General features: G+C 46.0%; 12 protein-coding genes. 9 read left to right on the forward strand and 3 right to left on the reverse strand.

Annotated elements, in window-relative coordinates:
- From GY843_RS16510 to GY843_RS16550, 9 genes are all read left to right on the forward strand, one after another.
- A partial coding sequence (locus GY843_RS16510) for a hypothetical protein (RefSeq protein WP_297311197.1) occupies positions 1-646 on the forward strand: 646 nt, incomplete at its 5' end.
- A 39-nt stretch (positions 647-685) separates the two neighbouring features.
- On the forward strand, positions 686-1132 hold the full coding sequence (gene rplI / locus GY843_RS16515; protein ID WP_297311198.1) for a 50S ribosomal protein L9: 447 nt from the start codon (positions 686-688) through the stop codon (positions 1130-1132).
- Positions 1133-1227: 95 nt separating this feature from the next.
- Complete coding sequence (gene dnaB, locus GY843_RS16520) at positions 1228-2622, forward strand: replicative DNA helicase (RefSeq protein WP_297311199.1); 1395 nt, start codon at positions 1228-1230, stop codon at positions 2620-2622.
- A gap of 285 nt (positions 2623-2907) precedes the next feature.
- Positions 2908-5709, forward strand: coding sequence for a monovalent cation/H+ antiporter subunit A (locus GY843_RS16525; RefSeq protein ID WP_297311200.1), 2802 nt, complete (start codon positions 2908-2910; stop codon positions 5707-5709).
- Positions 5709-6065 carry a Na+/H+ antiporter subunit C gene (locus GY843_RS16530; protein ID WP_297311201.1) on the forward strand — a complete coding sequence of 119 codons (357 nt, stop codon included), beginning with the start codon at positions 5709-5711 and terminating at the stop codon, positions 6063-6065. Before GY843_RS16525 ends, GY843_RS16530 begins: the two co-directional genes overlap by 1 nt.
- Positions 6065-7582 carry a monovalent cation/H+ antiporter subunit D gene (locus GY843_RS16535; RefSeq protein ID WP_297311239.1) on the forward strand — a complete coding sequence of 506 codons (1518 nt, stop codon included), beginning with the start codon at positions 6065-6067 and terminating at the stop codon, positions 7580-7582. The genes GY843_RS16530 and GY843_RS16535 overlap by 1 nt, the downstream gene beginning before the upstream one ends.
- Before the next feature lie 4 nt (positions 7583-7586).
- Entirely contained in the window at positions 7587-8075 is a 489-nt protein-coding gene (locus tag GY843_RS16540) for a Na+/H+ antiporter subunit E (RefSeq protein ID WP_297311203.1), read from the forward strand.
- Positions 8069-8338 carry a K+/H+ antiporter subunit F gene (locus tag GY843_RS16545; protein WP_297311204.1) on the forward strand — a complete coding sequence of 90 codons (270 nt, stop codon included), beginning with the start codon at positions 8069-8071 and terminating at the stop codon, positions 8336-8338. Before GY843_RS16540 ends, GY843_RS16545 begins: the two co-directional genes overlap by 7 nt.
- A 9-nt stretch (positions 8339-8347) precedes the next feature.
- Positions 8348-8728, forward strand: coding sequence for a Na+/H+ antiporter subunit G (locus tag GY843_RS16550; RefSeq protein ID WP_297311206.1), 381 nt, complete (start codon positions 8348-8350; stop codon positions 8726-8728).
- Between the two features lie 28 nt (positions 8729-8756).
- On the opposite strand, the gene GY843_RS21065 is transcribed toward GY843_RS16550, so the two are convergent.
- The 3 genes from GY843_RS21065 to GY843_RS16560 form a co-directional block, all read right to left on the reverse strand.
- Positions 8757-8939: a thioesterase family protein gene (locus tag GY843_RS21065; protein ID WP_367183863.1), complete on the reverse strand. Its 183-nt coding sequence runs from the start codon at positions 8937-8939 to the stop codon at positions 8757-8759.
- A gap of 329 nt (positions 8940-9268) precedes the next feature.
- Positions 9269-12526 (reverse strand): Calx-beta domain-containing protein, encoded by a 3258-nt coding sequence (locus GY843_RS16555; protein ID WP_297311207.1) that lies wholly within the window; start codon positions 12524-12526, stop codon positions 9269-9271.
- 240 nt (positions 12527-12766) lie between these two features.
- Positions 12767-13198, reverse strand: a complete 432-nt coding sequence (locus tag GY843_RS16560; RefSeq protein ID WP_297311209.1) for a thioesterase family protein — start codon at positions 13196-13198, stop codon at positions 12767-12769.
- Positions 13199-13206 lie beyond the last annotated feature (8 nt).

A 13206-nucleotide genomic window follows, 5' to 3' on the forward strand; every position in this document is an offset into this window, starting at 1 on the left:
ACCACTGGCCGTTATTGTAGGCACATATCTGCTTGCAGTTACGTTGAGGGAAACGGTTTCCTGGGCAAAGGTGCTGATGTTGGCACTGCCAATTGGAGCTGTAGCCGGAGTGGGTATGGAAGTACTGCTCGATGGCTATCTGGGTGAGGTGATAAACCACACCGAACGTTTTCTGAAACAGTCGGCTGGGCAGGGCGCTCAAGAAGTGGCCCTGGACAAAGAGTTGCTAAGGCAGCTCATGTTAGGTGGATTGGCTTCGGTGCATACAGCGATGATGCTGGTCAGTTTGATGCTGGCCCGTTCCTGGCAAGCTGGGTTGTATAACCCAGGTGGTTTTCAGCAGGAGTTTCATCAATTGAAACTACCGCCGCTGTACACAGGGATTTTACTGGCAATATCGCTGATTTGTTTCCAGTTAGATCTGGATGCAATGCGCTGGTTCCCACTGTTGTTGCTACCCTGGATCTGTGCGGGTATCGCACTGGTACATGGCAGTTTTGCAAAACGTGATTTAGGCAAGCCCTGGTTGATCGGTTTCTACCTTTCAATCCTATTTATGGGGCATATTGTGATTACGCTGCTGGTATTCCTTGCTGTTATCGACAGTTTTGTTGATTTCAGATCCAGAATTCCAGCCACGAACTAGGACTGCAAAATAATTTGCAGAACATAAGAGGTTTACGAGATGGAAGTTATTCTGCTCGAGAAAATTGGTAAGCTGGGTAACCTCGGTGACAAAGTTTCCGTAAAAAGCGGTTTCGGTCGCAACTACCTGGTACCGCAGGGCAAAGCTGTTCCTGCAACTGAAGCAAACGTTGCTAAATTTGAAGAGCGTCGTGCTGAACTGGAAGCTGCTGCTGCAGAAAAACTGTCTGCTGCAACTGCGCGTGCTGAAGCACTGAACGAGAAAGAAGTTACTATCACTGCTAAGTGTGGTGAAGAAGGTAAGCTGTTCGGTTCTATCGGTACTCGTGACATCGCTGACGCTGTTACTGCTGCTGGCGCAGAAGTATGCAAGAGCGAAGTTCGTCTGCCAGAGGGCGCTCTGCGTTCTGTTGGTGAGTTCGACATCGCTATTCAGCTGCACCCAGAAGTAACTGCTGTAGTTAAGCTGGCTGTTGTAGGCGAGTAATATCGTCTTCAGCTAGACCGAGCTCTACTGTACTATAAAGCACCGCGTGGAATTTCTACGCGGTGCTTTTTTGTTTTTAGGCTGTTGTAAAGTTTATGGAAGCAACTCAATTTACAGATGCTGATCTGGAAAAGATCAAAGTTCCACCACACTCAATGGAGGCTGAGCAGTCGATCCTGGGTGGATTGATGCTGGATAACCATGCCTGGGATACCGTATCCGAGGTAGTGATGGATGATAACTTCTATCGACAGGAACATCGTCAGATATTCCGCACCATGCGTAAGCTGTTGAATGATGGCAAGCCGATTGATGTGGTAACACTGTCTGAAGAGCTGGATCGTACCAGTGAGCTGGAAAGTGCGGGTGGCCTGGATTACCTGATTGAGTTGGCTAAAAATACGCCGAGTGCTTCTAATATTCGAGCGTACTCCGAAATTGTAAGGGATCGTTCACTGCTAAGGCAGATGATCACTGCAGCGAATGAGATCGCTGATGGTGCTTTCAATCCTGAAGGGCGTAGCTCAGATGAGATTCTGAACTCAGCCGAACAGAAAATTTTCCAGATTGCTGAAAATCGCCCCAATCAAGGTGGCCCTCAGGGTGTTAATGAACTACTGAAAAAAGCAGTGGATCGTATCGATACCTTGTTTAACAGCGATGGGGATATGACAGGTATCACCACCGGTTTTGATGATCTTGATAAGAAAACAGCTGGTTTACAGCCTTCTGACTTGATCATTGTTGCTGCCCGTCCATCCATGGGTAAAACCACCTTTGCCATGAACCTGGTGGAAAACGCCTTGATGGGAGGTGATAAGCCGATTCTGGTATGCAGTCTTGAGATGCCTGCCGAACAGCTGATGACACGTATGTTGTCCTCTCTGGGACGTATTGATCAGACTCGTGTGCGTACCGGTAGTCTGGAAGAAGAGGATTGGCCGAAGCTGACTACAGCGGTCAATATGATGCGTGATAAACCGTTGTTTATCGACGATCAGGCTGGTATCAGTCCTAACGAGTTGAGAACGCGCGCGCGCAGGATTGTTCGTGAGCATGGTCCGCTGGGTATGATTATGATCGACTATCTGCAGCTAATGCAGATGAAAACGCCGGGTATTGAGAGTCGAACCCAGGAGATTTCGGAAATCTCCAGAACCCTTAAGGCAATTGCAAAAGAGATGGAGTGCCCGGTTGTTGCCCTATCTCAGCTGAACCGTACTCTGGAGCAGCGCCCTAATAAACGCCCAGTAAACTCTGACTTGCGTGAATCCGGTGCGATCGAGCAGGATGCCGACGTGATTATGTTTATCTACCGTGATGAGGTTTATAACGAGGATTCAGAGCATAAAGGTGTGGCTGAGATTATTATCGGTAAACAGCGTAACGGTCCAATTGGAACCAGCCGCCTGGCCTTTATCGGTAAATACACCAAGTTTGAAAATTTGGCACCTGATGTTTATGCGCAGTATGCCGGGATGGATGATTGATCTTAAATGGTCGAATATTCCCATGCATACTCGTTTCCCATAAGCATTCTTGGGGGAGCAGTTACCAGGTCATCTCATAATGCTTTCTCTGCGCACATAAAGCCTGAACTGACATAATTTATTTCCTGTATGCGCCAGTGTGAGCGTTGTTCATGAATATCATGGACATAGTGAATGAAAATAGAGAAAATTATGGCGGTTTTAAGTCCCTAACTGTAGGGTAATATAAGAAAAAAAGCGTTGTTACATCCATTCTTGAAGATGGTTTGATGGGATAATAAACCTATGAAATTGCTTGCGGTATTGTTATTGCCCCTATTGGGTAGTCTTGTGCCACTGTATGCTAGTCGCTTCAGTCGAAATATATGTACATCATTAACCGCCATAGCTCCTGCTGTTGCTTTAGGTATTGTCCTCTCTTTAAGCCCTCAGCTCCTTGATGGTGAAGTGTTTGCTCACGCAGTGCCCTGGGTTCCTGCGGCTGGGTTGGAGTTATCAGTAAGGCTAGATGGATTAGCTTTTCTCTTCCTGTTGCTCATCTTAGGTATCGGCCTTCTCATTATCCTTTACGCTCGTTATTACCTATCGGAAAAAGATTCGATGGGGCGCTTCTTCTCTTACCTAATGCTGTTTATGACTGCCATGGTGGGCATAGTCGCATCTGGTAATTTGATTCAGATGTGGTTTTTCTGGGAACTTACCAGTATCAGCTCTTTCCTGTTGATTAGTTTTTGGTCACATCGTACTGATGCGCGTAAAGGTGCTCGTATGGCCTTAACGGTCACTGGTGCCGGAGGTTTAGCGCTTCTGGCAGGTGTTATCCTAATTGGCAAAGTTGTGGGCAGTTATGACCTGCAGGAAGTATTAGACAGCGGTAATCTGCTCAGGGATTCTGCCGAGTACCCATATATTCTAACTTTAGTGCTCTTGGGTGCTTTTACTAAGTCTGCTCAGTTCCCATTCCACTTCTGGTTGCCAAATGCGATGGCAGCACCAACCCCTGTTAGTGCTTACTTGCATTCAGCGACGATGGTAAAAGCCGGTATTTTCCTAATGGCACGTTTCTACCCTGTCTTATCAGGAACCGATATGTGGTTTTTGATCGTCAGTATCACGGGGCTTTGTACCTTGTTGGTGGGGGCTTACATTGCGCTGTTTAAGCATGACTTAAAAGGGCTGCTTGCGTATTCAACCATCAGTCATCTTGGCTTGATAACCCTGTTGTTGGGTCTAGATACACAGATGGCCGCTGTTGCTGCGATCTTCCATATTATCAACCATGCGACATTCAAAGCTTCTTTGTTCATGGCGGCGGGTATTATTGATCATGAGACAGGCTCTCGTGACATGCGTCAGTTAAACGGCCTCTGGAAATATATGCCTTATACGGCAACGCTGGCAATCATTGCCGCGTTATCGATGGCCGGCGTGCCACTACTGAATGGCTTCTTATCTAAAGAGATGTTCTTTATGGAGACTTTAGATCAGGCCACACTTGGTTCGCTTTCTTGGGCTATTCCTGTTTTGGCTACGATTGGTGCGGCATTCTCAGTTGCTTATTCGTTGCGCTTTATTCACGATGTGTTTTTCAACGGTGAACCGAATAATTTACCGAAAACCCCTCATGAGCCACCTCGCTACATGAAGCTACCGGTTGAAGTGCTTGTAGTTATCTGTGTGGCGGTTGGTATTGCGCCGTTTATTTTTGTTACTGACATACTGAATGCAGCTTCATTTGCTACTTTGCAAAAGGATCTGCCCGAATTCAGTCTTTCAATATGGCATGGGTTTAACATCCCTCTGCTGATGAGTGCTTTGGCGATGCTAGGCGGTTTTGTTATTTACTATAACCGTAAGAAATTGTTCCAGTTTCAGGGGCAGTTTCCAGAACCAGATTCTAAGCTGGTCTTTGAGAGCTGGGTGCAGAAAGCCTTCAATTTCACCCAAGAAGTTCATCAATGGATATCCAATGGCTCGTTACAGCGCTATTTATCCATTTTTCTCTTCATGGTTATTATCGTCTCCATCGGCCCTCTGATGCAATTGCAGGAAACTGCGGGCTTCCGACCTCAAATCCCACTTGATTATGCATCGGGCACTCTGGCGGTGTTACTGATGCTATCAGCCTTAGCAACGATCGTCTGGCACAGGCAACGATTGATTTCTCTTCTAATGTTGTCTGTTGTGGGACTGATCGTATCGGTTGCTTTCACACGCTTTTCAGCGCCGGATCTTGCGCTGACTCAGCTCGCGGTTGAGGTAGTCACAGTTATCCTGCTAATGCTCGCGCTGTTCTTCTTGCCTAAGAAAACACCTAAAGAATCTTCCCCTAGGCGTTTGGTGAGGGATATAGGCTTATCTGCGATTGTCGGGGGGATTGTAGCGACTGTTAACTATGCCCTCATGACGCGTCCGCTTTATTCAATCTCAGACTTCTTTGTCGCAAATAGTAAAACCGGCGGCGGTGGTACCAACGTGGTTAACGTTATCTTGGTTGATTTCCGCGGCTTTGATACTTTCGGCGAAATTACTGTATTGGGGATTGCCGCTTTAGGTATTTACAAACTGATTGTACGTATGCGTCTTTCGATGCCGTCCAGAGATGAGTTTGGCCGCCCCTGGAGCCTTGATTCGCACCCAATGGTGTTGTCGACTATCTCGCAAATGCTATTGCCACTAGCGATTTTGGTTTCGGTATATATTTTCCTTCGCGGGCATAACGAACCTGGTGGTGGGTTTATAGCGGGTCTTATAACCGCCGTAGCAATTATTCAGCAGTATATTGCGAATGGTGTTGAATGGATGAAGGAACATATTCGTCTGAAATACCAAGCTTTGATCGGTTCTGGTTTGGTAATTGCGTTCCTGACCGGAGCCGGAAGCTTTATGTTTGATCGCCCATTCTTAACATCATGGTTCGATTATTTTAAATGGCCATGGGTCGGTAAGTTTGAGTTGGCCAGTGCCATGCTCTTTGATCTGGGGGTTTATCTGACTGTTGTGGGTGCAACTATGATGATTTTGGCGAACCTGGGTAAGCTGACAACACCTGAGCGTGTCGATATTAGTGAGTTGGAGAAGCTGTAATGGAATTAATGTATGCGCTCTGCGTGGGTGTGTTAACGACCTGCGGTTTGTTTCTAACTCTAAGGGGGCGTACCTTCCCCGTTGTGATGGGGCTTACAATGCTCTCTTATGCGGTGAACCTGTTCCTATTCTCTACTGGTCGGTTGGTTGTTAATGGTGCTGCCATACTGGGAACGACTGAGCAGTACGCGGACCCATTACCTCAGGCTCTGGTACTCACAGCGATTGTAATTGGCTTCGCTATGACGGCTTATGCCGTGATTTTGGCAATGAGAGCACGTGCCGATTTGGGTAATGATCATGTTGATGGTCGTGATAAGGCATTGGATATGCAGGATAAGGAGAATCTGAAGTGATGCAACACCTGCCTATTTTACCTGTTCTAATCCCAATGTTGAGCGCGGCGCTTATGTTGTTGCCGCCATTTTCTACAACTCTAAATCGGCAGAAAGTGATTTCATTTGTCGGTTTGGCGTTGACTCTACTGGTAGCAGTTCTGCTTATTTTGCAAGCAAATGCTGGGGAAATAAGTATTTATCAATTGGGTAATTGGCAAGCACCATTCGGAATCGTATTGATTGCTGATCGTCTATCGAGCCTGATGATTGTGCTGACTTTGGTGCTTGCTTTTGGTGCTCTCCTGTACGGTACTGCTGGCGATGAAAGGGAGGGTATGTTCTTTTATCCGCTGTTTATGTTTCAGTTGATGGGGATTAACGGTGCTTTCCTAACAGGTGATTTATTCAACCTGTTCGTTTTCTTTGAAGTATTGTTGCTTGCCTCATATTCGCTGGTGGTTCATGGCGGTGGTAAACAAAAGACCCTGGCAAGTGTGCATTATGTGACCCTTAACCTTGTCGGTTCTGCGCTATTCCTTTTTGCACTGGGTATTTTGTATGGCGTACTCGGTACGCTTAACATAGCCGATATGGCGGTTAAAATACGTCTGCTTACGGGGGCTGATAAATTGCTCGCGGAAGTGGGTGGGATGATGTTGTTGCTTGTCTTTGGCTTGAAATCAGCCATGTTTCCACTTCATTTCTGGTTAGCAAAAACCTATTCAAATGTCAGCGCACCAGTAGCTGCCTTGTTTGCCATCATGACCAAAGTTGGGATCTACAGTATCTTAAGGGTCTTTACGGTTATGTTTGGCGACAATGCGGGCGAACTGGCAAACCTTGCAGAGCCATGGTTGTGGCCTATAGCGATACTTACCTTAGCCATGGGTGCTGTGAGTGCAATGGCGAGTAAAACTTTGCGCATACTGGTCTCTAACTTAGTGATTGTGTCGGTCGGCACACTTTTATGTGCCCTGGCCATCAATACGCCTGAATCAGCATCAGCTGCGCTTTATTATCTTATTCACTCTACGCTGATTACTGGGGCCATGTACCTGCTGGCTGATGCGATTTCTGAACAGCGAGGTAAAATTTCGGATCGGTTCGCGCGTTCGCGCCGGATGTGTCAGTCGTTGCCCTTGGGAATTGCCTTTGCCATCGCGGCGGTCACTATGATTGGCTTGCCTCCTTTCTCAGGGTTTCTTGGCAAAGTTATGATTTTACAAACGGCTGTTGAACCTTATGAGATTGCCTGGACTTGGTCTGCTATTTTGCTCTCCAGTCTCATTGGGGTTGTTGCGATGTCTCGTGGAGGCTCCACGCTGTTTTGGCGAGTGAATGGTGAACCTACTTCCTGTGAATTGTTGCCAAAAGTGAAACTTGTTGCCGTGTTCTTCTTGCTGATTCTGTCTCCTCTTTTAGTGATCTTTGGTGGTTATGTTACTGAGTACACAATGGATACAGCACAGCAAATATACCAGCAGGCTGAAAACCCTCAGATGCTATTGCCAACACCTGTTGGGAACGGAGGTTAAGACGATGCGCTTTCTTTTTCCAATGCCATTTCAAAGCCTGGTTTTATTTGTTGTATGGCTGCTTTTAAGTGAATCCATTGCACCGGGGCATATTGTATTGGCGGCCGTTTTGGCTATAGGTATCCCGCAGTTGCTTCGAGGGGTTCAAGTCAATAGCATGGCGATGCAAAAATCTTTCAAAGCAGTTCTTTATGCAATAAAGGTTTTCGGCGACATTGTATTTGCAAACTTTGAGGTTGCCGTTCAGGTGTTGGGTCCTTCAAAGCATTTGAAACCAGGCTTTTTTGCTATCCCCCTCGACTTAAAAGGGGAGTTCCCAATCACGATTCTTGCAAGCACAATTTGCCTAACACCGGGTACGGTAAGTGCAGAAGTCTCCAGTGATCAAAAGTGGCTGTATGTGCATGCTCTCCACCTTGTTGATGAGGCTGCAGCAATAGAGGGAATAAAAACTCGCTATGAAAAACCGTTGAAGGAGATTTTCGGATGTTAATGATATCTCTCATAACTGCTACGACCATGGTGGTTATTGCTATGTGTCTGAACCTATTTACGCTTTTCAAAGGTCCTGATCAGCCTGATCGTATCCTTGCCTTGGATACAATGTATATAAATAGCATCGCTTTGATCTTACTTTTTGGACTCATTATGGGCACATCGCTCTATTTTGAAGCCGCTTTGCTGATTGCTATGTTGGGTTTCGTGAGTACAGCAGCATTGTGTAAATACGTACTGCGCGGCGATATCATTGAGTAGGGATTAAATATGAATGTTTATGTTGAGCTAATTGGGTCTGCACTACTGATCATGGGCGGACTATTTGTTTTGTTAGGCTCGATCGGGTTATTGAAATTACCTGACTTTTATATGCGCTTGCATACACCTACCAAAGCGACAACGCTTGGGATGGGAGCGCTGTTAATAGCTTCGATGGTCATTACTTCTGTCCGAAATGGTGGGCTGAGTGCACATGAACTGTTGATTACGATCTTTCTCTTTATAACCGCACCCGTCAGTGCAATGATGTTGGCGAAGACTGCGTTACATCTACAGGTTAAGATTTCAGAAAGCAGCCGCAACTCTAATCTAGCTGATGCGGCAAAAAATCAAGGGCACCCAGGTCAGGGTGAAAAGGCCGAAGGTTAGTATTAGTATCGATAGAGGCCTTTCTGGGTTAAGTGTTTTTTACAACTTTTTCGGTAAAGGCTTCAGGAATACTAGTGACTTTTCGTTGCTCATAATCGAAAAAAACGATCCCCGTTTTGGCATGGGCAACTTCTACGGCTGTTTTCTTATTACTGATTAAGTAATAAATATCGCATCCATATTTATTGAAATCGTCCAGTGCGATATCGATCTATAGCTGATCGCCATGAAAGCCTTCAGCTTTATAGACGATAGCTGAGTCAGTCATAATTAGTCCCAGACCCTCGATGTGTAGATTTTAGTAAGTGGGAGTGGTTGAGGTTATTATCGGTAAGCAGCGTAACGGTTTAATCGTAACCGGTCACATTGCCTTAATAGTATAAACACTAAGATTAAGAGCCTGGTGTCGGCTGTTATGTCCAATAGACTTGGTGGATGATTTAGGCGTTGTTGCTAAGCCTTTTTTGACGCTAAGCGATACCCTCTGTTTAGAGAGGTATCACTTAGGTATGGTCTGGTTAGAGTCTGTGTTTTAGTGAATTACACTAGTAAAGGTGCAGTCCATGCATCGCCAAATACAAGATATGCTTCACCTGCTGATGAATCAGCATAAGGTGCGCCGATTAAGATGTCATCGATACCATCACCGTCTACATCACCGGCGCTGCTGACTGAGAGGCCTGACTGATCATTCACATCAATACCGTTAAGGGTGAAACCGTTTTGGCCGCTTAAATCGCTGAGGTCAATGATGCCATTGGTAGAGGCACCAATACCGGGGTGGCCATATATCAGATAGGTTTCACCGGCTGCTAAATTGCCATTAGGCGCAGCGGTTGTAGCACCGATCAGGATATCATCGTAACCATCATTATTGATATCGCCTGCACTGCTAACCGAAACTGCAGATCGGTCAAATATATCAATACCAGGCAATACAAAACCATTTGTACCATCCAGGCTGGATAGATCGAAGCTTTCACTCCAGGTGTCATTATGCCCAAACACCACGTAGCTTTCGCCAATCAATAAGCCTGCACTATCCGCCCCGATCAAAATATCGTCGAATCCATCACCATTAATATCGCCCGCGCTGCTCACCGAGCGCCCAGCACTATCGCCAGTATTGACACCATTAATTACAAAACCTTTGGGTCCTGTTAGACCTGCGGAACCATCCAGGTCGGAAAGATCAATACTGCCAGATGCCCCGATAGTGTTGCTACCAAATACCAGATAAGTCTCACCTGCTCCGCTTTTGTTATCGGGATCTGCTCCATTGGCCCCAATCAGAATGTCGTCGATGCCGTCACCGTTAATATCCCCGGCGCTGCTCACCGATGTGCCAGAATAATCATTTTGATCTATTCCATTTAAGACAAAACCATTGGTGCCATCTAGGCTTGATAGGTCCAGACTCGCATCCCAGACATGGCTACTGACTCGACCAAAAATTACATAACTTTCGCCCGCGGATGAGTTTCCGTCTGGGTCAGCTTGTTCAGCCCCGATAAGAATGTCGTCGATGCCGTCACCGTTAATATCCCCGGCGCTGCTCACCGATGTGCCAGAATAATCTGGGGCATCAATTCCATTAATAACAAAGCCTTTGGGCCCAGTTAGGCTCGCAGAGCCATCTAGGTCGGACAGTTCCAGGCTGCCAGAAGCTGCAATATTACTGCCGCCAAACACTAGGTAGGTTTCACCAGCATTAAGCCCTGCGTTTTTGGCGCCGATAAGAATATCGTCATAACCATCATTATTAATATCTCCGGCACTACTCACGGATTCCCCTGCTTGATCGGCAGAGTCAATGCCCTTTAAGACAAAACCGTTGCTGCCATCTAAACTGGAGAGGTCCAGACTGGAAATGTCGCCGAGATCCTCATCGCCATATACCAAGTAGGTTTCACCCGTGAGGTTGGCGTTGTGAGCGCCGATCAGAATATCGTCAAATCCGTCACCATTGATATCTCCGGCACTGCTTACTGAATAACCTGCGTCATCTATGCCGTTAAATACCAAGCCGTTTGAGCCATCAAGCGTGCTTAACTCAAGGGTAGCGGGGCCAAAACCTGTACCCAGGCCGACGAGGCTGAGATCGTCTATGATGACAGCATCAGAGCTTGGGGCTTGTACAATAAATGTATCAATAGCACCCCAGTCTAATCTTTCGTTTGATACGGTATCAGCACTGGTAATGAGGGTTTCACTGTAGATAATTTCATTATCAATCAAACCGAATAACTGGACGGAAACATTATTGTTAGATGAAGTGTTAAGCGCGAATGCTTCAACGATAATAGGTTGGTCAGAGTGGCCGCTAACGCTTAGGCTTGATTCAGGCCCAATTACACCGTACTGGCTCGTATTTGTTAAAAAGCCTGCTGGTTGAATGATATCTAGATCCCCTACCACAAAATCTGGGAAAAAGTTTAGATAATCGCCTTCTTCCATACTCAGTATGAACAAATCTTCGTCGGTCAGAAAACCTTGACCTCCTACTTCCCAATTAAATCCAAAGTAAGGGATATCATTATCAATAGCGGTACCAAGAAGAGGAACAGGTGCGATGATAGGAAAGAGGTTCAGTTCTTCAAAGTCTATAACTTGCTCCGTGCCGTTAAGATAAACCGTTGCGGTATCTTCGCCTCCATTGCCATCGCTAATGGTATAAGTGAAGGAATCGAGTTGCCCGGGAGCTGCGCCATCTAAATCATATAACAGCCCGTTAGAACCTGTATCCAGGCTCACTAAAGCGCCTAAATCTGTTTCTATCGGGGTATTTGAGTCAAGGGAAATATCATGACCATTGATGGCAATGATAGTCAGATCATTGTCATCAAAGTCGCTATCGTTGTCTAGTACATCAATAGAGGTAGGTACAAGATTTTGGTAGATTTCTTGGTAATCGAATACTGCATTGGGTGCAGTATTGCCGTCATCGATAACGGTTACAGTTGCCCGTGATGACAGTCCATCGTAGCTATAGTTGAAGAAGAAGTTTTCAGCCCCTTCAGGATCATCGTCACTATTAACATTAATAGAAACCTGAAGTTCTGAGATGCCCATTTCGAAAAAGGCAAAACCACCAAAGCTACTGAAATCATTGGCGTTTGCGCTGCCTTCCTCTGTAGCGAAATTTACCAGGGTTTCGGTATATAAGCCGCCAGTGCGTTCTAAGACAAGAGTGGCGACACCGTCTGCTTCTTGTACTTGAATATCTTCAACAGTGATGCGTGCATGTTCGTTGATGTGCTCTACAAACTCTTCAAGGTTATCCAGTGCTTCAGTCAGGCTTGTCGGATCATCCATTATAGTGCCAAGCCAGTTAGCTGCATGTTGCGCTGCAAAGCTACCCACATATTCTGTGGTTTGCCCGTCTGCTTCAAGATCAGCTAAGTATTGGGTGAAGGTTTCTGCCGCAGCTAGCCTATTAGCAACAACTTGGGCATCTGTGTTTTGCGCGCCGTTTAACAGTTCTAATGCGATTGACTGAGGTGTGACATCAGGATTGTTTTCCAGTTGGAATACCCAGGCGTCAATAATTTCCTGAGATTCAGGGTCGCGACCAAAGAGTTGGTTGTAGAGTAAGGAGATAGTTTCAGCAGGAGATAGTCCACCAAAGCGCGCTTGGGCTTCAGGTGAATTGGCGAATGCATCGATAATTTCTGAAGGGTCTCCGCCTGCTTGTTCCAGCACTGCACACCAAGCCTCTAATCCACCGGGGTCGGCAGGCCGTCCGTAATATGCGATATACAGTTTTTGGACGGTTTCATAATATGCGCTGGAACTCATAATCTTCCCTTTATCCCTTGAATTGCTGCGATATGCTTAAAGCAAATTTTACCAATAGTATCCAGTAGGCTTTCAATCTGGAATCAATACAGCTTTCTTTGCTGCTAAAGTATAAGAGCGTATGCCTGTGCAGAAACTAATCAGTTTTTTAAGTTAGATGTCGGCTGTTTTTCCTAGGGTTTTGAATAGTATTAAGTGGGCATCTTGGAAGGGTTCTATGATTTAGTTAATGCTTACGTATCAGGCTTCTTTCATCACTTTATTCATAAAGGCTTTAGGTACACTCTGAACCCTGCGAGCCTCATAGTCGAAGAATACGACCCCTGTTTTGGCGTGTGCGACTTCAACTGCTGTGTTCTTGTTGGATATCAGGTAGAAAAAATCGCAGCCGTATTTATTGAAGTCACCTACAGTGATATCGATCTGTAGCTGATCGCCATGAAAGCCTTCAGCTTTATAGACGATAGCTGAGTCAGTCATGATTAGCCCCAGGCCCTCGATGTTTAGTTCTGAGTAGTGGTAATGACTGAGAAAACGTACGCGTGCTTCGTGAATCAGAGAGAGCATCGCATCGTTACTCAGATGTCCGCCATAGTTGATGTCACTGATTCTTACAGGTAGTTCTGTTGAGAAAATATAGTTGTCCGGCATATCGATCTTAATGCGGGCCATGGTGTTTC

The organism is Neptuniibacter sp., assembly GCF_024231755.1.
In the GTDB taxonomy this organism is placed as follows: Bacteria; Pseudomonadota; Gammaproteobacteria; order Pseudomonadales; family Balneatricaceae; genus Neptuniibacter.

What these genes read in the sequence shown, in the direction of transcription:
- rplI (WP_297311198.1), top strand. Translation starts at nt 686, where the DNA reads ATGGAAGTTATTCTGCTCGAGAAAATTGGTAAGCTGGGTAACCTCGGT.
- dnaB (WP_297311199.1), top strand. Translation starts at nt 1,228, where the DNA reads ATGGAAGCAACTCAATTTACAGATGCTGATCTGGAAAAGATCAAAGTT.
- GY843_RS16525 (WP_297311200.1), top strand. Translation starts at nt 2,908, where the DNA reads ATGAAATTGCTTGCGGTATTGTTATTGCCCCTATTGGGTAGTCTTGTG.
- GY843_RS16530 (WP_297311201.1), top strand. Translation starts at nt 5,709, where the DNA reads ATGGAATTAATGTATGCGCTCTGCGTGGGTGTGTTAACGACCTGCGGT.
- GY843_RS16535 (WP_297311239.1), top strand. Translation starts at nt 6,065, where the DNA reads ATGCAACACCTGCCTATTTTACCTGTTCTAATCCCAATGTTGAGCGCG.
- GY843_RS16540 (WP_297311203.1), top strand. Translation starts at nt 7,587, where the DNA reads ATGCGCTTTCTTTTTCCAATGCCATTTCAAAGCCTGGTTTTATTTGTT.
- GY843_RS16545 (WP_297311204.1), top strand. Translation starts at nt 8,069, where the DNA reads ATGTTAATGATATCTCTCATAACTGCTACGACCATGGTGGTTATTGCT.
- GY843_RS16550 (WP_297311206.1), top strand. Translation starts at nt 8,348, where the DNA reads ATGAATGTTTATGTTGAGCTAATTGGGTCTGCACTACTGATCATGGGC.
- GY843_RS16555 (WP_297311207.1), bottom strand. Translation starts at nt 12,526, where the DNA reads ATGAGTTCCAGCGCATATTATGAAACCGTCCAAAAACTGTATATCGCA.
- GY843_RS16560 (WP_297311209.1), bottom strand. Translation starts at nt 13,198, where the DNA reads ATGGCCCGCATTAAGATCGATATGCCGGACAACTATATTTTCTCAACA.